8 protein-coding genes are annotated in these 25,473 nt (G+C 34.0%); 4 read left to right on the plus strand and 4 right to left on the minus strand.

What is annotated here, in order from left to right:
• Nucleotides 1-6: 6 nt before the first annotated feature.
• A complete protein-coding gene (locus JM82_RS04540) occupies nt 7-17,910 on the minus strand; it encodes an Ig-like domain-containing protein (protein WP_145001556.1) in 17,904 nt (5,967 codons plus the stop codon).
• Nucleotides 17,911-18,289: 379 nt separating this feature from the next.
• Between JM82_RS04540 and JM82_RS04545 the strand changes: the two genes are divergently transcribed.
• From JM82_RS04545 to JM82_RS04560, 4 genes are all read left to right on the plus strand, one after another.
• On the plus strand, nt 18,290-18,778 hold the full coding sequence (locus JM82_RS04545) for a SixA phosphatase family protein (RefSeq protein ID WP_145001557.1): 489 nt from the start codon (nt 18,290-18,292) through the stop codon (nt 18,776-18,778).
• A gap of 40 nt (nt 18,779-18,818) precedes the next feature.
• Complete coding sequence (gene ppk1, locus JM82_RS04550) at nt 18,819-20,879, plus strand: polyphosphate kinase 1 (protein WP_145001558.1); 2,061 nt, start codon at nt 18,819-18,821, stop codon at nt 20,877-20,879.
• Nucleotides 20,872-21,783 (plus strand): Ppx/GppA phosphatase family protein, encoded by a 912-nt coding sequence (locus JM82_RS04555; RefSeq protein WP_145001559.1) that lies wholly within the window; start codon nt 20,872-20,874, stop codon nt 21,781-21,783. The genes ppk1 and JM82_RS04555 overlap by 8 nt, the downstream gene beginning before the upstream one ends.
• A gap of 97 nt (nt 21,784-21,880) precedes the next feature.
• Nucleotides 21,881-22,417, plus strand: coding sequence for a porin family protein (locus JM82_RS04560; protein WP_145001560.1), 537 nt, complete (start codon nt 21,881-21,883; stop codon nt 22,415-22,417).
• Nucleotides 22,418-22,482: 65 nt separating this feature from the next.
• Here the strand turns inward: JM82_RS04560 and JM82_RS04565 are convergent, their stop codons facing one another.
• From JM82_RS04565 to dnaX, 3 genes are read right to left on the minus strand one after another with little or no spacing between them, the layout of a single operon-like run.
• Nucleotides 22,483-23,064, minus strand: coding sequence for a tRNA-(ms[2]io[6]A)-hydroxylase (locus JM82_RS04565; protein ID WP_145001561.1), 582 nt, complete (start codon nt 23,062-23,064; stop codon nt 22,483-22,485).
• 14 nt (nt 23,065-23,078) lie between these two features.
• Nucleotides 23,079-23,615 carry a hypothetical protein gene (locus JM82_RS04570; protein ID WP_145001562.1) on the minus strand — a complete coding sequence of 179 codons (537 nt, stop codon included), beginning with the start codon at nt 23,613-23,615 and terminating at the stop codon, nt 23,079-23,081.
• A 2-nt stretch (nt 23,616-23,617) separates the two neighbouring features.
• Complete coding sequence (dnaX, locus tag JM82_RS04575; protein WP_145001563.1) at nt 23,618-25,348, minus strand: DNA polymerase III subunit gamma/tau; 1,731 nt, start codon at nt 25,346-25,348, stop codon at nt 23,618-23,620.
• Nucleotides 25,349-25,473: the final 125 nt, after the last annotated feature.

Below are 25,473 nucleotides of genomic sequence, written 5' to 3' on the forward strand. Positions count from 1 at the left end.
TAATCGTTATTTAGTTCCTAAATAAAGAGGACCAGCTAATGGTTTAATACCACTATCTTTTATATCTATTACGTAATAATATGTTCCGTTTGGTAACCTTCCTGCAGATCCTACTGAACCGCTTGGGCTTTGACCATTCCAATTGTTTTGGTAATCTCTAGATTCGTAAACAATATCTCCAAATCGGTTAAAGATTTTTATGTCGATAATAAATCCACATTCTTCAACACCACCTACAGTGAAAAATTCGTTATAAGCATCACCATTTGGTGTTACAGCTTTAGAAATTTTTAAATCATCTTCACCACATGGTAAAACGGTACAATCATCATGAATAGTTATTGTTAATTCGAAAGTATTTAAACAACCGTTATTTAAAGTAGTGTAAGTGAATACATAATCACCAAGCTCAACTTCTAATGGGTCAAAAATACCATCTATTATTGTAACACCTTCAGTAACTGCAACCCATTCTATAGTGTTATCCGAAACTTCTGGTAAATAATCATATAAATCAATTAAACCATCTTCGATACATTTTTCACCTTCTAAAGGTGTTGTAAAGTTTTCTGTTATCACATTAATTGTATGAGTAATCACATTTTCATTTCCACAATCATCGGTAGCAGTCCATGTCCAAATGATATCATAAATCTCTTCTTCACCAGTAAATGTAGTTGTTTCGTTAAATTCAACTGTGACTGGGTTTAAAGAACAAGTGTCTTCAAAGTCTAATTGTGGTACCTCTGGTACATTAGAACATATTACACTACTTGGTAAATCTAATGTACTTAATAATGCTGGACCAGTTGTGTCTTCTAGAGTAAGTGTAGCAGTTAACTGAGAAGTGTTACCACAATCATCAGCTACAGTATAAGTAACAGTAATAGTACCACTAGTACCACAAGTTGACACTAAGTTAGCAAAGTCGTAATCAGACGTTACAGTATTAGTTGGATCAACATCACAAGTATCAGTACCACAAGATTGAAGCGCAGTCATGTTTTCTGTATTCCAAGCATCAGCAATTGTTTGGTTATCTGTTCCACCACATTCGATAGTTTCATCAATCACAGTACAAGCAGTTAAGTCAGGACCAGTTGTGTCTTCTAGAGTAAGAGTAGCAGTTAACTGAGAAGTGTTACCACAATCATCAGCTACAGTATAAGTAACAGTAATTGTACCACTAGCACCACACGTTGATACTAAGTTAGCAAAGTCGTAATCAGACGTTACAGTATTAGTTGGATCAACATCACAAGTATCAGTACCACAAGATTGAAGCGCAGTCATGTTTTCTGCATTCCAAGCATCAGCAATTGTTTGGTTATCTGTTCCACCACATTCGATAGTTTCATCAATCACAGTACAAGCAGTTAAGTCAGGACCAGTTGTGTCTTCTAGAGTAAGTGTAGCAGTTAACTGAGAAGTGTTACCACAATCATCAGCTACAGTATAAGTAACAGTAATTGTACCACTAGCACCACAAGTTGACACTAAGTTAGCAAAGTCGTAATCAGACGTTACAGTATTAGTTGGATCAACATCACAAGTATCAGTACCACAAGATTGAAGCGCAGTCATGTTTTCTGCATTCCAAGCATCAGCAATTGTTTGGTTATCTGTTCCACCACATTCGATAGTTTCATCAATCACAGTACAAGCAGTTAAGTCAGGACCAGTTGTGTCTTCTAGAGTAAGTGTAGCAGTTAACTGAGAAGTGTTACCACAATCATCAGCTACAGTATAAGTAACAGTAATTGTACCACTAGCACCACAAGTTGATACTAAGTTAGCAAAGTCGTAATCAGACGTTACAGTATTAGTTGGATCAACATCACAAGTATCAGTACCACAAGATTGAAGCGCAGTCATGTTTTCTGCATTCCAAGCATCAGCAATTGTTTGGTTATCTGTTCCACCACATTCGATAGTTTCATCAATCACAGTACAAGCAGTTAAGTCAGGACCAGTTGTGTCTTCTATTGTGATTGTAGCAGTATAAATACTAAAGTTTCCAGTAGCATCCGTAAGAGTATAAGTTACTAGGATTGTTCCACTATTTCCACATGTAGATATTAGATTATTATAATCGAAATCAGATGTAACTTCTATATTATCATCACAAGCATCAGTAGCACAATTCTCTAAAGCTAATATGTTAGCATTATCCCAATTTGTTGCTAGTTCTAAGTTATTATCTCCATTACATTCGATAGTCTCATCTAGTATTTCACAAGTAGAGGTATCAGGAGGAGTAATATCTTCTATTAATTCAGTTGTTATTTGATCAGTATTAGTCACTATTTCACCATTAACAATTATAACAGCATTTACTGTTGCTATATTAGTTACTTCTGTAGCATCTATATCTATTTGAGTAACTAAATATGTCGCAGTATAGATCCAAGTTTCAGTTGGCTCTAAGATATTATTGTTGTTTAAGTCTCCAGATATTAATGAAATAGTTACCGCAGGAATAGCATTATCTAATAATGAATCCGTTATAATAATGTTACCTAATGAAACATTACCAGTGTTTGTAACAGTGAAAGTATAAGATATAGTTTCATCAATTTCAGTACATTCATTGTCATTATCATTATTGAAAACACCAGTTTTAACAATATTTATTGAGCCTGTTGGAGGACAGAACATTACGTCTGTATTATTTTCATCAATCACGTAAGTATCATTAGCAGAAACTTCAGTGTTATTAAGAATCTCATTACTAGTTACTGTTACGGTGTTAGTAATTACACCAGCATCAATATCCGCTTGAGTTACGGTGTAGTTAGGAGCAGTAAAGATCCAAGTTTCCGTAGGTTCTAATACACCATTAGTGTTAGTATCACCAGACAGGGTTACATCCGCAGTAATATCACCACCTAATAATGTATCGTTAATAGTTACTGTATTAATAGACACAGTACCAGTATTAGTCACAGTGAAAGTATATGTTACTTCACTATCTAAAGCAAGACACGCATCACCATTAGCAATAGCAGCCGACTTCACGATATTTAAACCAGATGTTGGATCACAGAAGGTAACGTCTGTATTATTTTCATCAATCACGTAAGTATCATTAGCAGAAACTTCAGTGTTATTAAGAATCTCATTACCAGTTACTGTTACGGTGTTAGTAATTACACCAGCATCAATATCCGCTTGAGTTACGGTGTAGTTAGGAGCAGTAAAGATCCAAGTTTCCGTAGGTTCTAATACACCATTAGTGTTAGTATCACCAGACAGGGTTACATCCGCAGTAATATCACCACCTAATAACGTATCGTTAATAGTTACTGTATTAATAGACACAGTACCAGTATTAGTCACAGTGAAAGTATATGTTACTTCACTATCTAAAGCAAGACACGCATCACCATTAGCAATAGTTGCTGACTTCACGATATTTAAACCAGATGTTGGATCACAGAAGGTAACGTCTGTATTATTTTCATCAATCACGTAAGTATCATTAGCAGAAACTTCAGTGTTATTAAGAATCTCATTACCAGTTACTGTTACGGTGTTAGTAATTACACCAGCATCAATATCCGCTTGAGTTACGGTGTAGTTAGGAGCAGTAAAGATCCAAGTTTCCGTAGGTTCTAATACACCATTAGTGTTAGTATCACCAGACAGGGTTACATCCGCAGTAATATCACCACCTAATAACGTATCGTTAATAGTTACTGTATTAATAGACACAGTACCAGTATTAGTCACAGTGAAAGTATACGTTACTTCACTATCTAAAGCAAGACACGCATCACCATTAGCAATAGCAGCCGACTTCACGATATTTAAACCAGATGTTGGATCACAGAAGGTAACTTCTGTATTATTTTCATCAATCACGTAAGTATCATTAGCAGAAACTTCAGTGTTATTAAGAATCTCATTACCAGTTACTGTTACGGTGTTAGTAATTACACCAGCATCAATATCCGCTTGAGTTACGGTGTAGTTAGGAGCAGTAAAGATCCAAGTTTCCGTAGGTTCTAATACACCATTAGTGTTAGTATCACCAGACAGGGTTACATCCGCAGTAATATCACCACCTAATAATGTATCGTTAATAGTTACTGTATTAATAGACACAGTACCAGTATTAGTCACAGTGAAAGTATATGTTACTTCACTATCTAAAGCAAGACACGCATCACCATTAGCAATAGCAGCCGACTTCACGATATTTAAACCAGATGTTGGATCACAGAAGGTAACGTCTGTATTATTTTCATCAATCACGTAAGTATCATTAGCAGAAACTTCAGTGTTATTAAGAATCTCATTACCAGTTACTGTTACGGTGTTAGTAATTACACCAGCATCAATATCCGCTTGAGTTACGGTGTAGTTAGGAGCAGTAAAGATCCAAGTTTCCGTAGGTTCTAATACACCATTAGTGTTAGTATCACCAGACAGGGTTACATCCGCAGTAATATCACCACCTAATAACGTATCGTTAATAGTTACTGTATTAATAGACACAGTACCAGTATTAGTCACAGTGAAAGTATATGTTACTTCACTATCTAAAGCAAGACACGCATCACCATTAGCAATAGTTGCTGACTTCACGATATTTAAACCAGATGTTGGATCACAGAAGGTAACGTCTGTATTATTTTCATCAATCACGTAAGTATCATTAGCAGAAACTTCAGTGTTATTAAGAATCTCATTACCAGTTACTGTTACGGTGTTAGTAATTACACCAGCATCAATATCCGCTTGAGTTACGGTGTAGTTAGGAGCAGTAAAGATCCAAGTTTCCGTAGGTTCTAATACACCATTAGTGTTAGTATCACCAGACAGGGTTACATCCGCAGTAATATCACCACCTAATAACGTATCGTTAATAGTTACTGTATTAATAGACACAGTACCAGTATTAGTCACAGTGAAAGTATACGTTACTTCACTATCTAAAGCAAGACACGCATCACCATTAGCAATAGCAGCCGACTTCACGATATTTAAACCAGATGTTGGATCACAGAAGGTAACTTCTGTATTATTTTCATCAATCACGTAAGTATCATTAGCAGAAACTTCAGTGTTATTAAGAATCTCATTACCAGTTACTGTTACGGTGTTAGTAATTACACCAGCATCAATATCCGCTTGAGTTACGGTGTAGTTAGGAGCAGTAAAGATCCAAGTTTCCGTAGGTTCTAATACACCATTAGTGTTAGTATCACCAGACAGGGTTACATCCGCAGTAATATCACCACCTAATAACGTATCGTTAATAGTTACTGTATTAATAGACACAGTACCAGTATTAGTCACAGTGAAAGTATACGTTACTTCACTATCTAAAGCAAGACACGCATCACCATTAGCAATAGCAGCCGACTTCACGATATTTAAACCAGATGTTGGATCACAGAAGGTAACTTCTGTATTATTTTCATCAATCACGTAAGTATCATTAGCAGAAACTTCAGTGTTATTAAGAATCTCATTACCAGTTACTGTTACGGTGTTAGTAATTACACCAGCATCAATATCCGCTTGAGTTACGGTGTAGTTAGGAGCAGTAAAGATCCAAGTTTCCGTAGGTTCTAATACACCATTAGTGTTAGTATCACCAGACAGGGTTACATCCGCAGTAATATCACCACCTAATAACGTATCGTTAATAGTTACTGTATTAATAGACACAGTACCAGTATTAGTCACAGTGAAAGTATATGTTACTTCACTATCTAAAGCAAGACACGCATCACCATTAGCAATAGTTGCTGACTTCACGATATTTAAACCAGATGTTGGATCACAGAAGGTAACGTCTGTATTATTTTCATCAATCACGTAAGTATCATTAGCAGAAACTTCAGTGTTATTAAGAATCTCATTACCAGTTACTGTTACGGTGTTAGTAATTACACCAGCATCAATATCCGCTTGAGTTACGGTGTAGTTAGGAGCAGTAAAGATCCAAGTTTCCGTAGGTTCTAATACACCATTAGTGTTAGTATCACCAGACAGGGTTACATCCGCAGTAATATCACCACCTAATAACGTATCGTTAATAGTTACTGTATTAATAGACACAGTACCAGTATTAGTCACAGTGAAAGTATATGTTACTTCACTATCTAAAGCAAGACACGCATCACCATTAGCAATAGTTGCTGACTTCACGATATTTAAACCAGATGTTGGATCACAGAAGGTAACGTCTGTATTATTTTCATCAATCACGTAAGTATCATTAGCAGAAACTTCAGTGTTATTAAGAATCTCATTACCAGTTACTGTTACGGTGTTAGTAATTACACCAGCATCAATATCCGCTTGAGTTACGGTGTAGTTAGGAGCAGTAAAGATCCAAGTTTCCGTAGGTTCTAATACACCATTAGTGTTAGTATCACCAGATAGGGTTACATCCGCAGTAATATCACCACCTAATAACGTATCGTTAATAGTTACTGTATTAATAGACACAGTACCAGTATTAGTCACAGTGAAAGTATATGTTACTTCACTATCTAAAGCAAGACAGGCATCACCATTAGCAATAGCAGCCGACTTCACGATATTTAAACCAGATGTTGGATCACAGAAGGTAACGTCTGTATTATTTTCATCAATCACGTAAGTATCATTAGCAGAAACTTCAGTGTTATTAAGAATCTCATTACCAGTTACTGTTACTGTGTTAGTAATTACACCAGCATCAATATCCGCTTGAGTCACGGTGTAGTTAGGAGCAGTAAAGATCCAAGTTTCCGTAGGTTCTAATACACCATTAGTGTTAGTATCACCAGACAGGGTTACATCCGCAGTAATATCACCACCTAATAACGTATCGTTAATAGTTACTGTATTAATAGACACAGTACCAGTATTAGTCACAGTGAAAGTATATGTTACTTCACTATCTAAAGAAAGACAGGCATCACCATTAGCAATAGCAGCTGACTTCACGATATTTAAACCAGATGTTGGATCACAGAAGGTAACGTCTGTATTATTTTCATCAATCACGTAAGTATCATTAGCAGAAACTTCAGTGTTATTAAGAATCTCATTACCAGTTACTGTTACTGTGTTAGTAATTACACCAGCATCAATATCCGCTTGAGTCACGGTGTAGTTAGGAGCAGTAAAGATCCAAGTTTCCGTAGGTTCTAATACACCATTAGTGTTAGTATCACCAGACAGGGTTACATCCGCAGTAATATCACCACCTAATAACGTATCGTTAATAGTTACTGTATTAATAGACACAGTACCAGTATTAGTCACAGTGAAAGTATATGTTACTTCACTATCTAAAGCAAGACACGCATCACCATTAGCAATAGTTGCTGACTTCACGATATTTAAACCAGATGTTGGATCACAGAAGGTAACGTCTGTATTATTTTCATCAATCACGTAAGTATCATTAGCAGAAACTTCAGTGTTATTAAGAATCTCATTACCAGTTACTGTTACTGTGTTAGTAATTACACCAGCATCAATATCCGCTTGAGTCACGGTGTAGTTAGGAGCAGTAAAGATCCAAGTTTCTGTAGGTTCTAATACACCATTAGTGTTAGTATCACCAGACAGGGTTACATCCGCAGTAATATCACCACCTAATAACGTATCGTTAATAGTTACTGTATTAATAGACACAGTACCAGTATTAGTCACAGTGAAAGTATATGTTACTTCACTATCTAAAGCAAGACAGGCATCACCATTAGCAATAGTTGCTGACTTCACGATATTTAAACCAGATGTTGGATCACAGAAGGTAACGTCTGTATTATTTTCATCAATCACGTAAGTATCATTAGCAGAAACTTCAGTGTTATTAAGAATCTCATTACCAGTTACTGTTACTGTGTTAGTAATTACACCAGCATCAATATCCGCTTGAGTCACGGTGTAGTTAGGAGCAGTAAAGATCCAAGTTTCTGTAGGTTCTAATACACCATTAGTGTTAGTATCACCAGATAGGGTTACATCCGCAGTAATATCACCACCTAATAACGTATCGTTAATAGTTACTGTATTAATAGACACAGTACCAGTATTAGTCACAGTGAAAGTATATGTTACTTCACTATCTAAAGCAAGACAGGCATCACCATTAGCAATAGTTGCTGACTTCACGATATTTAAACCAGATGTTGGATCACAGAAGGTAACGTCTGTATTATTTTCATCAATCACGTAAGTATCATTAGCAGAAACTTCAGTGTTATTAAGAATCTCATTACCAGTTACTGTTACTGTGTTAGTAATTACACCAGCATCAATATCCGCTTGAGTCACGGTGTAGTTAGGAGCAGTAAAGATCCAAGTTTCTGTAGGTTCTAATACACCATTAGTGTTAGTATCACCAGATAGGGTTACATCCGCAGTAATATCACCACCTAATAACGTATCGTTAATAGTTACTGTATTAATAGACACAGTACCAGTATTAGTCACAGTGAAAGTATATGTTACTTCACTATCTAAAGCAAGACAGGCATCACCATTAGCAATAGCAGCCGACTTCACGATATTTAAACCGTTGGTAGGAGTACAGAATGAAATTTCAGTATTATTTTCATCAATTACAAAAGTATCATTTGCAGAAACCGTTGTAATTCCATCAGGTTCTAGACCGACAATTGAAACTGAGTTAGTTATCAAACCAGAATCAATATCAGCTTGAGTTACAATATAATTAGGAGCTGTAAAAATCCAAGTTTCAGTTGGAGCAAGGAAACCGTCTCCATTAGTATCTCCTGAAAGTGTTACATCAGCAGTAATATCACCACCTAATAACGTATCGTTAATAGTTACTGTATTAATAGACACAGTACCAGTATTAGTCACAGTGAAAGTATATGTTACTTCACTATCTAAAGCAAGACACGCATCACCATTAGCAATAGTTGCTGACTTCACGATATTTAAACCAGATGTTGGATCACAGAAGGTAACGTCTGTATTATTTTCATCAATCACGTAAGTATCATTAGCAGAAACTTCAGTGTTATTAAGAATCTCATTACCAGTTACTGTTACTGTGTTAGTAATTACACCAGCATCAATATCCGCTTGAGTCACGGTGTAGTTAGGAGCAGTAAAGATCCAAGTTTCCGTAGGTTCTAATACACCATTAGTGTTAGTATCTCCTGAAAGTGTTACATCAGCAGTAATATCACCACCTAATAACGTATCGTTAATAGTTACTGTATTAATAGACACAGTACCAGTATTAGTCACAGTGAAAGTATATGTTACTTCACTATCTAAAGCAAGACACGCATCACCATTAGCAATAGTTGCTGACTTCACGATATTTAAACCAGATGTTGGATCACAGAAGGTAACGTCTGTATTATTTTCATCAATCACGTAAGTATCATTAGCAGAAACTTCAGTGTTATTAAGAATCTCATTACCAGTTACTGTTACTGTGTTAGTAATTACACCAGCATCAATATCCGCTTGAGTCACGGTGTAGTTAGGAGCAGTAAAGATCCAAGTTTCTGTAGGTTCTAATACACCATTAGTGTTAGTATCACCAGACAGGGTTACATCCGCAGTAATATCACCACCTAATAACGTATCGTTAATAGTTACTGTATTAATAGACACAGTACCAGTATTAGTCACAGTGAAAGTATATGTTACTTCACTATCTAAAGCAAGACACGCATCACCATTAGCAATAGTTGCTGACTTCACGATATTTAAACCAGATGTTGGATCACAGAAGGTAACGTCTGTATTATTTTCATCAATCACGTAAGTATCATTAGCAGAAACTTCAGTGTTATTAAGAATCTCATTACCAGTTACTGTTACTGTGTTAGTAATTACACCAGCATCAATATCCGCTTGAGTCACGGTGTAGTTAGGAGCAGTAAAGATCCAAGTTTCTGTAGGTTCTAATACACCATTAGTGTTAGTATCACCAGATAGGGTTACATCCGCAGTAATATCACCACCTAATAACGTATCGTTAATAGTTACTGTATTAATAGACACAGTACCAGTATTAGTCACAGTGAAAGTATATGTTACTTCACTATCTAAAGCAAGACACGCATCACCATTAGCAATAGTTGCTGACTTCACGATATTTAAACCAGATGTTGGATCACAGAAGGTAACGTCTGTATTATTTTCATCAATCACGTAAGTATCATTAGCAGAAACTTCAGTGTTATTAAGAATCTCATTACCAGTTACTGTTACTGTGTTAGTAATTACACCAGCATCAATATCCGCTTGAGTCACGGTGTAGTTAGGAGCAGTAAAGATCCAAGTTTCTGTAGGTTCTAATACACCATTAGTGTTAGTATCACCAGATAGGGTTACATCCGCAGTAATATCACCACCTAATAACGTATCGTTAATAGTTACTGTATTAATAGACACAGTACCAGTATTAGTCACAGTGAAAGTATATGTTACTTCACTATCTAAAGCAAGACAGGCATCACCATTAGCAATAGCAGCCGACTTCACGATATTTAAACCGTTGGTAGGAGTACAGAATGAAATTTCAGTATTATTTTCATCAATTACAAAAGTATCATTTGCAGAAACCGTTGTAATTCCATCAGGTTCTAGACCGACAATTGAAACTGAGTTAGTTATCAAACCAGAATCAATATCAGCTTGAGTTACAATATAATTAGGAGCTGTAAAAATCCAAGTTTCAGTTGGAGCAAGGAAACCGTCTCCATTAGTATCTCCTGAAAGTGTTACATCAGCAGTAATATTACCACCTAACAAGGTATCAGTAATAGTGAATGAATTTATTAATAAATCACCAGGGTTCGTAACGGTGAAAGTAAAAACTAATATATCTTCAGCGACAATACAAAAATTACCATTAGCATTATATGCTGATTTTACAACATTAAGTCCAGCAACACCATCAACTGTAAGGTATACAGTAGCTTGATCACAAGCTTGAGGCGTTCCGTTATCACAGATAGTGTATACAAAAGAATCCGTTCCTACATAACCAGCATTAGGTGTATAAGTAAAGACACCAGTATTAGCATCGATAGTTACTGTTACACCTTGAGCAGTAGTAACTGTAGTTGTAGTTACTGTTTGAGTGTTACCTTCGATATCATTATCATTTTCTAAAACATTACCAGTTAAAGGTGTTGTTGGTGTTGTATTGTAAGCGTCATCATTCGCATTAGTTGTATTAGGTGTTCCATCTGGCTGCACAGTAACAGTTACAGTTGCAGTGTCACAAAGCGCAGGCGAAGCGTTATCACAAATAGTATATTCAAAAGTATCTTCACCAATAAACCCATCATTAGGTGTATAGGTAATAGTCCCATCAGTATTAACAGTAACGGTTCCGTTATCAGGCGTTGTATTATTAGTAATAATAATAGGATCAGCATCTGGATCAAAGTCGTTAGCTAAGACCACAATATCTACAGGAGTACCTTCAGGTGTGGTTGCAGTATCAGCATTAGCAATAGGTGCTTCGTTTTCAGGACCACTTTCAGGTAAAACTTCGATGTATACAGTTGCAGTATCACAAGCTTGAGGATTACCATCATCACAGATTGTGTAAGTAAAAGTATCTTCGCCAGTAAAACCAGCATTAGGCGTATAGGTATAATTACCAGCATCATCAATAGTTACCGAACCATTAGTTGGATTAGTATTAGCAGTTACTGTTTGAATATCACCTTCAAAATCTTCATCGTTAGTTAATACATTACCAGAGACCGCTTGTCCAACAAATGTATTGTTGATATCAGCGATAGCGTCAGTAGTATTAGCAATACCACCAACTGTAAGGTATACAGTAGCTTGATCACAAGCTTGAGGCGTTCCGTTATCACAGATAGTGTATACAAAAGAATCCGTTCCTACATAACCAGCATTAGGTGTATAAGTAAAGACACCAGTATTAGCATCGATAGTTACTGTTACCCCTTGAGCAGTAGTAACTGTAGTTGTAGTAACAATTTGAGTGTTACCTTCGATATCATTATCATTTTCTAAAACATTACCAGTTAAAGGTGTTGTTGGTGTCGTATTGTAAGCATCGTCATTCGCATTAGTTGTGTTAGGTGTTCCATCTGGCTGCACAGTAACAGTTACAGTTGCAGTGTCACAAAGCGCAGGCGAAGCGTTATCACAAATAGTATATTCAAAAGTATCTTCACCAATAAACCCATCATTAGGTGTATAGGTAATAGTCCCATCAGTATTAACAGTAACGGTTCCGTTATCAGGCGTTGTATTATTAGTAATAATAATAGTATCAGCATCTGGATCAAAGTCGTTAGCTAAGACCACAATATCCACAGGAGTACCTTCAGGCGTTGTTGCAGTATCAGCATTAGCAATAGGTGCTTCGTTTTCAGGACCACTTTCAGGTAAAACTTCGATGTATACAGTTGCGGTATCACAAGCTTGAGGATTACCATCATCACAGATTGTGTAAGTAAAAGTATCTTCGCCAGTAAAACCAGCATTAGGCGTATAGGTATAATTACCAGCAGCATCAATAGTTACCGAACCATTAGTTGGATTAGTATTAGCAGTTACTGTTTGAATATCACCTTCAAAATCTTCATCGTTAGTTAATACATTACCAGAGACCGCTTGTCCAACAAATGTATTGTTGATATCAGCGATAGCATCAGTAGTATTAGCAATACCACCAACTGTAAGGTATACAGTAGCTTGATCACAAGCTTGAGGCGTTCCGTTATCACAGATAGTATATACAAAAGAATCCGTTCCTACATAACCAGCATTAGGTGTATAAGTAAAGACACCAGTATTAGCATCGATAGTTACTGTTACCCCTTGAGCAGTAGTAACTGTAGTTGTAGTAACAATTTGAGTGTTACCTTCGATATCATTATCATTTTCTAAAACATTACCAGTTAAAGGTGTTGTTGGTGTCGTATTGTAAGCATCGTCATTCGCATTAGTTGTGTTAGGTGTTCCATCTGGCTGCACAGTAACAGTTACAGTTGCAGTGTCACAAAGCGCAGGCGAAGCGTTATCACAAATAGTATATTCAAAAGTATCTTCACCAATAAACCCATCATTAGGTGTATAGGTAATAGTCCCATCAGTATTAACAGTAACGGTTCCGTTATCAGGCGTTGTATTATTAGTAATAATAATAGTATCAGCATCTGGATCAAAGTCGTTAGCTAAGACCACAATATCCACAGGAGTACCTTCAGGCGTTGTTGCAGTATCAGCATTAGCAATAGGTGCTTCGTTTTCAGGACCACTTTCAGGTAAAACTTCGATGTATACAGTTGCGGTATCACAAGCTTGAGGATTACCATCATCACAGATTGTGTAAGTAAAAGTATCTTCGCCAGTAAAACCAGCATTAGGCGTATAGGTATAATTACCAGCAGCATCAATAGTTACCGAACCATTAGTTGGATTAGTATTAGCAGTTACTGTTTGAATATCACCTTCAAAATCTTCATCGTTAGTTAATACATTACCAGAGACCGCTTGTCCAACAAATGTATTGTTGATATCAGCGATAGCATCAGTAGTATTAGCAATACCACCAACTGTAAGGTATACAGTAGCTTGATCACAAGCTTGAGGCGTTCCGTTATCACAGATAGTATATACAAAAGAATCCGTTCCTACATAACCAGCATTAGGTGTATAAGTAAAGACACCAGTATTAGCATCGATAGTTACTGTTACCCCTTGAGCAGTAGTAACTGTAGTTGTAGTTACTGTTTGAGTGTTACCTTCGATATCATTATCATTTTCTAAAACATTACCAGTTAAAGGTGTTGTTGGTGTTGTATTGTAAGCGTCATCATTCGCATTAGTTGTGTTAGGTGTTCCATCTGGCTGCACAGTAACAGTTACAGTTGCAGTGTCACAAAGCGCAGGCGAAGCGTTATCACAAATAGTATATTCAAAAGTATCTTCACCAATAAACCCATCATTAGGTGTATAGGTAATAGTCCCATCAGTATTAACAGTAACGGTTCCGTTATCAGGCGTTGTATTATTAGTAATAATAATAGGATCAGCATCTGGATCAAAGTCGTTAGCTAAGACCACAATATCCACAGGAGTACCTTCAGGCGTTGTTGCAGTATCAGCATTAGCAATAGGTGCTTCGTTTTCAGGACCACTTTCAGGTAAAACTTCGATGTATACAGTTGCGGTATCACAAGCTTGAGGATTACCATCATCACAGATTGTGTAAGTAAAAGTATCTTCGCCAGTAAAACCAGCATTAGGCGTATAGGTATAATTACCAGCAGCATCAATAGTTACCGAACCATTAGTTGGATTAGTATTAGCAGTTACTGTTTGAATATCACCTTCAAAATCTTCATCGTTAGTTAATACATTACCAAAGACCGCTTGTCCAACAAATGTATTGTTGATATCAGCGATAGCGTCAGTACAGTTAGAAAGAATTTCTGCAGATAAAGTAGTAGAACATTCATTAGCGTCTAATACTATAATAGAATAATTACCAGCTGCTAAATCATTTATCGTAGCGTTTGATGTATATGTTGTACCACCATCAATGGAGTATGTATAAGGTAAAGAACCTCCAGAAACAGCAATATTTATAGTACCTGTGGCTTCTGTTGAACATAAAATATTAGTTACAGAATCAATTGATGCAGTTAAGACAGGTTGGTTTACAGTGATAACTTGAGTATGAGATGTTGTCAAGTCACAAGCATCTGTAGCAATCCATTCTCTTGTTATTGTTTGGTTACCAGTACAAATGTCTCCAACAATTTCTTCATTAAATGTAACTATGGCATCACCACAATTATCAGTCGCTGTTAAAATAGGAGCATCAGGAATATTATCTCCATCTACTGTTGTATTAGTTGGTAAAGTCTCGACAAAAGTTGGAGGAGTAGTATCTTGAACATTTATTGTTAATGTTCTGATAGTTTCATTTCCACAATCATCAGTTGCTGTCCAAGTTCTTTCTAAAGTGTAAGTGTTTGGACAATCACCATCAGTTCTTATTTCGTTAAAAGTTACTGTTGCATTACTACAACTATCAGTAGCAGTAAGTACTTCAGGATCTTCTAAATCACTACATTCCAGCGTTATTTCATCAGTTATTGTACTTGGGTTAGTGTAATTTGAAATACAAGCAAACTCTATATTATGTTGTCTTAAATTACCTGAAACATTAGCTTTTCTGGCTACAATTCCTACTCTAAATCTAAATGAGGTTGTATTTGTGTTTCTAGTAGTAATATTAGCTTGCGGATATATATTAGTTACACCTGTATATTCAGTTGTTCCTGCTGTTGCCACAATCCAAGGACCTTCTTCAGTAATAGTTAAATCTGTTGGATCATTTACGGTATAACTATTTGTAAATTGTGTCCAGTTTACTTCTCCAAAATTTGCATTTCCATCAATATCACTAAAAGTCGTATAAAATTCTGGTAAAGGTGTTGGTTGATTATTTGTATTATCAATAAAATCTATTTGATATTCAGTGTAAGCTCTATCACCAATATTAGTTAAATTAAATGCTGTTTGAGGTCTAAAAGAGTCTACACTACCATTACCATTATCATCCAATAAAGGTACTGTTGTATTTATAGTAGCAAGTATTGTTACTACAGCATCCACACCTGGAGATACATTAGTAAACCTAAATTTTTCACCTTGTAAAAAGGTGTTATTATTACCATCTCCTAAAACTTCTGTATAATTTGCAAAACTTAAAACCGGAACATCAATGCAAGAAGGTTGATCGTTATTAGTATCATTAGGAAATCCGTCAAAAGTTGGACCAACAGTATCTTCTATTGTGAAAGTAGCTGTCGTTGAAGATGAATTTCCACAAACGTCAGAAGCAGTAAAAGTAACTGTAGTAGATCCTGTTACACCACAATCATTGCTTAAGTTACTATAATTATTTGACCATGTTACAGCACTACAATTATCTGTAGCAGTAGCACTACCATTGGTAGCTAACCAATTATTAAATGCAGCTTGACTATTTTGATCACATTGTACTGTAAAGTCAAAAGCATTTGTATCTATAACTGGAGCTGTAGTATCTTTAACTGTAATTATTTGAACATAATTATCAATTGTACGTCCACAAGAATCAGTAAAATTCCAAGTGTTTGTGTAAGTACCTAAAGTTGGACAATTATTAGAAGGAACAAAAGTACCCGAAGTTTTGATTGGTGTTAAACCAGGACACGAGGATACAGGTGCTAAAGCTTGCGCATTGCTTAATGCTGTTGGATTGTTACATTCTATTTCTCTATCTAAAGCAGATGTAGCTGTTACCCATGTTGCTGGTGCAGGTGCATTGATGGTTACAAGTGTATTTAAAGTATTACCAACACCACATCCATTAATTCCGTTGTGACTGCCACTAGAAATATTTTTAGGATTTATTTGTCCGATATAAGTGGCTACTAAATTAGAATCAAATGTACCAGAACAATTATTTTGTAAATAATAACAATTATCGTTAACAGACAAATTATAACTTAAACTTATAGATTGACTTGCTTCCAAAACACCATTTGGAACCATAAAAGTTAAAGTTCTAGTGGTATTATTGTAAGTGTAAGTTATACCAGATGATAAACCAGTTATTGGAAGATTAAGTTCAGCTCCATTAGGTATAACTGTGGTTAATGATACACCATTAGCATTATCATTTCCAACATTAGTTACATTTGCTGTGTAGGTGATTGTTTGTGGACTATTTGTTGGTGTAATTAAAGTTGGTGTTGCTGTAAAAATTGTCTGTAATTCTGGTTGATATATTTCAACAGAAAAACCTAAAACAAATAAGCCATAGGTTTCTTGATTAGACGTTAATCTAAGTGTAGTAGAGGTTTGGTTATTAGTTAATAACGAATTACCAGGGTTATTTAAAGGGAAAACAGCAGCGTCAAAACCTAAAGTATTTGTGCTCGCTGGATTTCTGTCAGTAAAATTATTTGCTCCATTACTTGGTCCTACAGTAATCCTACTATTAAAAAAGTTGTTAGCGTCTCTTAATGGTGCAGATATATCAACAAATGTATTTGATGAATTTAATATTTGTAATCGGTCTCCTGTCAAAGATCTATCTCCTTCAAGTGCTCCAATAACAATGTCAGATTGTACAATTCCATTTGGTACTGTTTGAAAACCAGAAATATTAATATCAAAATTGTTTTGAGTACTAGTAACATTAGCGTAACCATCAAAAAGCGTTATGTTTCTAGCTTTTAATTTATCACTTTTATAGACCATTATTACCTGCCATCCACCAGATGTACCAGTGTTGGTGTTTTCATGTGATACTAAAAATCCAGTTTTAGCCTCTACATTGGCAACCTGATATTTACCAAAAGGGTTTCCTAAATTTTTAACACTATTAGTTATGTCCTTAACGCATACATAAGGATCATTATTTAAATGTGGATTTTGATTTTTACCTCTATATATTACCTCGTCTGCATTTATAGTAGTATATGTGGTTTGACCTGGAAGCATCAATTTTACATTGTTATAATTCCAGTTAGGTTGATTTTCGGTTTCTATTCCAGCAACGTCAATACCTTTATCTGCTGCTGCCCAATACAATAGAACTTTGTCAATTACTAAACAACTGTCGTTTGGATATGGATTGGTTAAATTGGCACTACTAGAATTAAAAGTACTAGCATCACTATCAATGTCAACATAAACGTTGTCCACAAAATCATGATTGTCCTGCTCTCCATTATAACTTCCTGTGGTCGTTCTAGACAACATGTTGTTTCCTACCATTTTTACATCTCCATTAATAGAGGCACTGTAACGAGGTGTAAAGACTTTTTTTACTTGAGCTTGCAGACTAAAGCTAATTAAAAGGACTCCTAAAATTAGTAACCTTTTTGTGTAATTTGTTTTCAATATATTCAAAACTTAATAGTTTAATACTCTATTTTTAATATAAATTTATTGCAAGAAAATAGTGGCCAATAGCTTACTATTGGCGCAAAGGTTAAATAGAGAATCTTTTGTTCTCATAGTATAAACTTATTTTACTGCGTTAAATTTTATATTTTTAACTATTCATAAAAGCTAAAAAAATGCTACAGTTTAAGGGAGGTTTATCAAAAATGATAATTGTAGGTTTTTTTTATTTACTCTATATTCAGGGATCAAAATTAATTAATAGCATAACAAAAGAAGCACGATTTACACATCAAATCAAATAAATATGTTATAGCACCTATAAAACCGATAAATGGTATTTTAAAAAACAATAAACGAATATTAAAGCACTTAAACGATAGTCATGAGTAAAATTATACAATTTATTAGACATGCCAAATCTTCTTGGAAATTTAATGTGTCAGATCACGATAGGCCATTAAAAAAAAGAGGTGTTAAAGATGCTAATTTGGTTGCTAATCACTTAAAAACTAATTTCATAAAGCCTAACTTAATTTTAAGTAGCACAGCAAACAGAGCAAAATTAACAGCATTGCTTTTCGTCGATGTTTTGGATTTAAAAAACATACAATTTCAGCAAAAAAATGCACTTTATGATTTTTCTGGAGACTCAGTTTTAGAGGTCATAACTAACTGTAATGATAACGTTAATGTTTTGATGATTTTTGGGCATAATCATGCCTTGACAAATTTATGTAATTCTCTAGGTAATACAAGTATTGACAACGTTACAACCTCAGGTTTTGTGCAAATAGAATTTGATCAAAATTCATGGAAAAACATAAAAAATGGTAACACTACAAAAATTGTCTTCCCAAAACATTTAAAATAGACAATCTAATTAGATATATTTGTAGTAAATTTTGCTGTAAATGACTAACCATATTATTGATAATAAATACATAAACAGAGAGTTAAGTTGGCTACAATTTAACCATCGTGTTTTACAAGAAGCTGCTGACGAGTCTGTACCTTTGATTGAAAGACTTCGTTTTTTAGGAATTTTTTCTAATAATCTAGACGAATTTTTCAAGGTTAGATACGCAACCGTTAAACGTATCGATTACGCTGGTAGAGCTGGTAAAAGCCAGCTTGGTGGAATAAAAGCTTCTGAGTTGTTGGAGATTATTACCAACATAGTTATAAAGCATCAAACCGAAAGTTTAAAGATTTTAAGTGATATTCAAAAAAAGTTAGAAGCAGAGAATATTTTCATTTTAAGAGAATCTAAAATCACAAAAGCTCAAAAGCAATATCTTAGAAAGTACTTTTTAGAAAAAGTTAGCCCAGCTCTTGTTACCATTGTTTTAAATACCGAAATCAAGTTACCTAATCTTAAAGATAGTGCAGCTTATCTAGCGGTAAATATGCATTTAAAAGATGGAGAAAATCAATACGCTTTAATAGAAATATCTAAAAATATGGATCGATTTATCGTGTTGCCAAAAGTTGGCGATACTGATAATATAATCATGTTAGATGATTTACTTAGACTATTTTTAAACGATATTTTTAACATCTTCGAGTATAACAAAATTACTGCTCATATGATTAAAATCACTAGAGATGCCGAATTAGATTTGGATAGTGATTTAACTAAAAGTTATATGGAAAAAATCAGTGATGGTGTAAAAGAAAGACAAGAAGGTGAGCCAGTACGATTTGTCTACGATAAAACCATTGATAAAAAAACTTTAGACTTTTTAATGGACAAAATGGGTATTGATAATACAGATAGTATTATTCCAGGAGGTCGTTACCATAATCGTAGAGATTATATGGACTTTCCTAGCTTAGGACGTACCAACTTATTGTACGATAAAATAGTCCCATTACCAGTAAAAGGTTTAAGTCTAGAAGGTAGTATTTTTGAAACGATTGCTAAAAAAGACTATTTACAATACGCACCTTATCATACGTTTTCATACGTAGTAAAATTTTTAAGAGAAGCAGCTTTAGATCCTCAGGTTAAAGCTATTAAGATTACTATTTACAGATTAGCTCAAATTTCTCATGTAGCCAGTTCCTTAATAAATGCTGCCAAAAACGGTAAAAAAGTAATGGTCTCTATGGAGATTCAAGCACGTTTTGACGAAGAAGCTAATATCGCTTACGCGGAACAAATGCAGCGTGAAGGTGTACAATTAATATTTGGAGTACAAGGTCTTAAAGTGCATAGTAAAATGTGTATTATTGAAAGGGAAGAGGACAAAAAAATAAAGCGATATGGTTTTATAAGCACTGGTAACTTTAACGAGTCTACAGCCAAAATATATACAGACTATACTTTATTTACTGCTAACCAAAGAATACTTAAAGACGTCAATAAAGTGTTTAACTTTTTTGAAGTTAATTATAAAATTTACAGATTTAAACATATAATTACATCACCTCATTACACAAAAAATAAGTTTTTTAATCTTATAGATAGAGAGATTAATAATGTTAAAGAAGGTAAACCTGGTTATATAAAACTTAAAATGAATAGTATATCTAACTATCCAATGATAGATAAACTATACGAAGCAAGTCAAGCAGGAGTTAAAATACAAATGATAGTTCGTGGAATTTGTTGTTTAGTGCCAGGCGTAAAAGGTATAAGTGAAAACATAGAAGTAATAAGTATAGTCGATAAATTTTTAGAGCACACAAGACTTTACGTTTTTTGCAATAATAACAACCCTTTGGTTTATATCTCTTCTGCAGATTTTATGACCAGAAATATCGAGAACAGGGTAGAAGTAAGCTGTCCTATTTATGATAAAGATATAAAAGAAGAATTGATTGATACGTTTCATATTTGTTGGAATGATAATGTTAAAGCTCGGATATTAAATAAAGCACAAAACAATACCTACAAGCGTAACGATAAACCACAGTACAGAAGTCAATTTGAAGCTTACAATTATTTAAAAAATAAATTAGATGCTTAAAATCCAAAAATACGCAGCTATAGACATTGGATCCAATGCTGTTAGATTATTAATATCTAATATTGTTGAAGAAAAAGGTAGTGATACAAGATTTAAAAAAAGTTCGTTAGTAAGGGTTCCAGTGCGTTTAGGTGCAGATGTTTTTATAAATGAAGAAATATCGGAAAACAATGTACATCGTATGCTACAAACCATGCAAGCTTTTAAATTACTTATGGAAACCCATGGTGTAGTAAAATATAAAGCGTGTGCAACTTCTGCAATGCGTGAAGCAAATAATGGTAAAGATGTTGCAAAATTAATTAAGAAAAAAACAGGAATTCAGATTGATATTATTGAAGGTGAAGAAGAAGCAGCTATTATAGCAGCTACAGATTTACAATCGTATATTGATGTAAATAAAAACTATTTATATGTAGATGTAGGAGGTGGTAGCACTGAATTTTCTGTGATTGTCAAAGGTGAAAAAATAGCCTCTAAATCATTTAAGATAGGTACTGTTAGACTACTTAATGATATGGTTAAAAAGGAAGCTTGGATTGAGTTAGAACAATGGATAAAGCAACAAACCACAACTTATGATAAAATTGAGGTTATTGGTTCTGGTGGTAACATTAATAAAATATTTAAAGTGTCTGGAAAAGCTATGGGCAAACCGTTGTCTTACTTTTATTTGACGTCTTACTACAATATGTTACAAACGTATTCATATGAAGAGCGTATCTCTATATTAGATTTAAATCAAGATAGAGCAGACGTTATTATTCCTGCTACACGTATATATTTGTCTGCCATGAAGTGGAGTGGAGCAAAAGATATTTATGTACCAAAAATAGGTTTGGCAGACGGAATCATAAAAAGTATGTATAATGATACCGTTTCTAGCCATACAAAGTTAAAATAATACACTTTATCTATTTATTACTTTCTATTACTTAAAAAAAAATTATATTTACTTTTACAAAACTTAACTCAAAAAAACCAACTAAATTTTTCAAAATATGAAAAAAACTATTTTACTATTAACGTTTGTATTAGCTTCTTTTTACGGATTTTCTCAAGACGCTTTGTATGGTGTAAGAGCTGGATACAATATTTCTAATTTAGATTTTGATCCTGAAGTACCAACAGGTGTAGAAAATGCACATAGAAATGGATTTTTTATCGGATTTTTTGGAGAGTATAGTCTTTCTGACTCTTTTTCTTTTGCACCAGAAATTCAGTTTTCTGCCGAAGGAGCAAAAGATCAAGAATTACGTATTAACTACATTCAAGTACCATTATTTTTTAAATATAAGATAGGTAATAAATTAGCAATAGGTGTAGGTCCTCAAGCTAGTTTAAAAGGTCATTCTTATGAGGATGGATTACAAAATTTAGGTTTTTCTGCTTTAGGAGGATTAGAGTATATGATTTCTGACGAGTTTTTTATTGACTTCAGATATTCTTATGGATTAACAAATGTTATTGATGATAACGTTATTGATTTAGAAGCAAAAAATACAAATATTCAAATAGGTTTAGGAGTAAAATTCTAAAAACTATATTTACTATAAAAAAAAAGCCAATTCTATTAGAATTGGCTTTTTTTTATAGCTCTAGTTTAACCATGTATGGTTTCTTTTTTACTTAAATTAACCATGATTTCAGCTTCATATTCTAGTAAATCATTCCACTTTTTATCGACTTCTTTGCGGTCTCCATATTGTCTCGCAAAACCTAAAAACATAGTATAGTGATTAGCTTCACTTACCATTAATTTTCGGTAAAATTCTGCTAAAGTTTTATCTTCCAATTCTTCAGATAACAATCTAAAGCGTTCACAACTTCTGGCTTCTATTAAAGCAGCATAAAGTAACCTGTGGACTAATTGTGTTGTTCTACTTCCTCCTTTAGGAAAAAAGGTTATCAGTTGTAAAACATAGTCATCTTTGCGGTCACGACCTAAAACCCATCCGTTTTTAAGTATTAAATCATGGACCATTTTAAAATGGCTAATCTCTTCTTTAACTAAAGCTACCATTTCTTGTACTAATTCTGTATATTCCGGAAAACTAACAATTAATGAGATAGCAGTACTCGTTGCTTTTTGTTCGCAATATGCATGATCCGTTAAAATGTCTTCAATGTTTTTTTCTACTATATTAACCCATCTTGGATCGGTTGGTAATTTTAGTCCTAGCATAATTTTGTTAGTTGTTAACTCTTTCTTTCTATGGTATAATCGCCAAGTGTATTAATTGCTATGCTGTAAGTATTACAATCCTTAGTGTTTGGTATGCATTGGGAAGCAATTAAATGTAAAGTGTTAGTTTGTAAAGATTTTAATTGGTCAACATAAATTTCAGTATTAACGTAGCCCATACTATTTTCTAATAAAAATTGTTCATTAATATTATTTTTGAAAATAATTTTATCATTTTTAAAAACTTCAATTTCTGAAATTACTTCTCTGAAATAGTGTTTAGACTTTATGACGTTTTCTGAGGTATAACCCAATACAGAATGATCCATATCTGTATAATTTTTAATTTTAACCCTAAAGCCATTACTTAAAATGGTATCAGTGGTGGATTCTGTATACGCTTCTGGGAAAAAAGTTGCTTGTGTCTTAAAAGATTGTAGCATGTTACTTTCAGTAAGTAATTGTGTCTTAGATTTTTTAACACGATCACGTCCATCACAACTTAAAAATGCGACAATTACAACAAGTAATATTACTGCTAATTTATTCATGATTAAACATCTAAGTCAAAAGTTGTACGTAGCAGCTCTAAGTTAGGGTTTTTTTCTTTAAGCTTTTCATATTTTTCAATAGGTGTATAAGCGTATTTAGTATCCAACTCTTCATTAACGGTTATATCCAAAGCAATGTCGTAGTTTTTTAAGTTTTTTCTTAAATAGGACATCAAGTCAAAGGATTGTCTTTCGACTTCAACTTTATTTGTAGCGTTTGGAAACGTCAATTTAATTGAAAATCCGTCTTCTGCCAACGTTGGTTTATCAATGGATAGGATAGAGGCTAAATTAAATTTACCTTCTTTTTCTATTTGATGTACAAAAGCATTCCAAACTTCAGTTAATTCATCTTGATTAAAAGGTTCTCTTGGTAAATTTTCCTCATCAACTACAACATCTAATTGTTTTATTTGATGTTCTTTTTTAGCTCTAATACTTTTTAAGGATAAACCTGAAGTTCTTTTTTTACTAGAAGCAATACCATTTTCCAAGACAATTTTAGGTTTGGTTGGTTCTGCTTGCTTTTGTAATTCAGGATTAACTTTTGTATTGTTTTGTTGAGATACAGATGTATTTTCAACATGAACCGGTTTTACAACCTTAATAGGTTTAATTCCTATTTTTTTAAAGTATGAAGGTGGTATTATGAACCGACTGCTATTTTTTTTTTCTCCATCAAAAGTGATAGAGGCAAGTTGCATTAGTGTTAGTTCAACCAACAGTCGTTGGTTTTTACTGCTTTTATATTTTAAGTCGCAGTCATTAGCTAGATTAATACCTTTTATTAAAAAGTCTTGTTCTGCTTTTTTAGATTGCTCTAAATATTTATTTTTAGTATCATCTCCAACTTCAAGTAACTCAATAGTTGTTGGGTTTTTGCAAACTAGTAAATCTCTAAAGTGAGAGGCTAAACCTGCTATGTAGTGATGTCCATCAAAACCTTTTGCCAGCGTTTTATTAAATTGGATTAATAGTTCTGGAATTTTGTTTTCTAAGATGTAATCTGTACTTTCAAAATAGGTTTCGTAGTCTAAAACATTTAAATTTTCTGTAACCGATTGTCGTGTCAGGTCTTTACCAGAAAAACTTACAACTCTATCAAAAATAGATAAAGCATCACGCATAGCTCCATCCGCTTTTTGAGCGATAATATGTAAAGCATCATCTTCAGCATTTATACCTTGCTCTTCAGCGATGTATTTTAAATAATTTTTAGCATCCTTAACAGTTATACGTTTGAAATCAAAAATTTGACAACGAGATAGTATCGTTGGTATAATTTTATGTTTTTCTGTAGTTGCTAAAATAAAAATACAATGTTTTGGTGGCTCTTCTAATGTTTTTAAAAAAGCATTAAAAGCAGCTTGAGATAACATGTGGACCTCGTCAATAATATAGACTTTATATTTTCCAACTTGTGGCGGAATCCTAACTTGGTCTGTTAAGTTTCTGATATCGTCTACCGAGTTGTTTGAGGCAGCATCTAATTCAAAAATATTAAATGCATAGTCTTCTTCACCTGTTTCGTTACCATCACTATTAATCATTTTAGCCAAAATACGTGCACAACTTGTTTTTCCAACACCTCTTGGTCCTGTAAAAAGTAGCGCTTGTGCTAAATGATTATTTTCAATAGCATTAAGTAAAGTATTAGTAATAGCAGTTTGACCTACAACATCCTTAAAGGTTTGTGGTCTGTATTTTCTTGCTGATACTACAAAATGCTCCATGACTAATTATTGAACAACAAATTTAAAAAATAGCAGGTTAATTAGGAAGTCTTAGCCTTGATTTTATTTATAGTTATCAACAAATTTAAAATACAGGTAATGGTTAAAAGTATTTGAAGTTTCTA

Origin of the sequence: Olleya sp. Hel_I_94, from assembly GCF_007827365.1 — a bacterium.
GTDB lineage: Bacteria > Bacteroidota > Bacteroidia > Flavobacteriales > Flavobacteriaceae > Olleya.

Bases quoted from the DNA above. Each gene is read 5' to 3' on its own strand.
- JM82_RS04545 (WP_145001557.1), top strand. From the start codon at position 18,290: ATGAGTAAAATTATACAATTTATTAGACATGCCAAATCTTCTTGGAAA.
- ppk1 (WP_145001558.1), top strand. From the start codon at position 18,819: ATGACTAACCATATTATTGATAATAAATACATAAACAGAGAGTTAAGT.
- JM82_RS04555 (WP_145001559.1), top strand. From the start codon at position 20,872: ATGCTTAAAATCCAAAAATACGCAGCTATAGACATTGGATCCAATGCT.
- JM82_RS04560 (WP_145001560.1), top strand. From the start codon at position 21,881: ATGAAAAAAACTATTTTACTATTAACGTTTGTATTAGCTTCTTTTTAC.
- JM82_RS04565 (WP_145001561.1), bottom strand. From the start codon at position 23,064: ATGCTAGGACTAAAATTACCAACCGATCCAAGATGGGTTAATATAGTA.
- JM82_RS04570 (WP_145001562.1), bottom strand. From the start codon at position 23,615: ATGAATAAATTAGCAGTAATATTACTTGTTGTAATTGTCGCATTTTTA.
- dnaX (WP_145001563.1), bottom strand. From the start codon at position 25,348: ATGGAGCATTTTGTAGTATCAGCAAGAAAATACAGACCACAAACCTTT.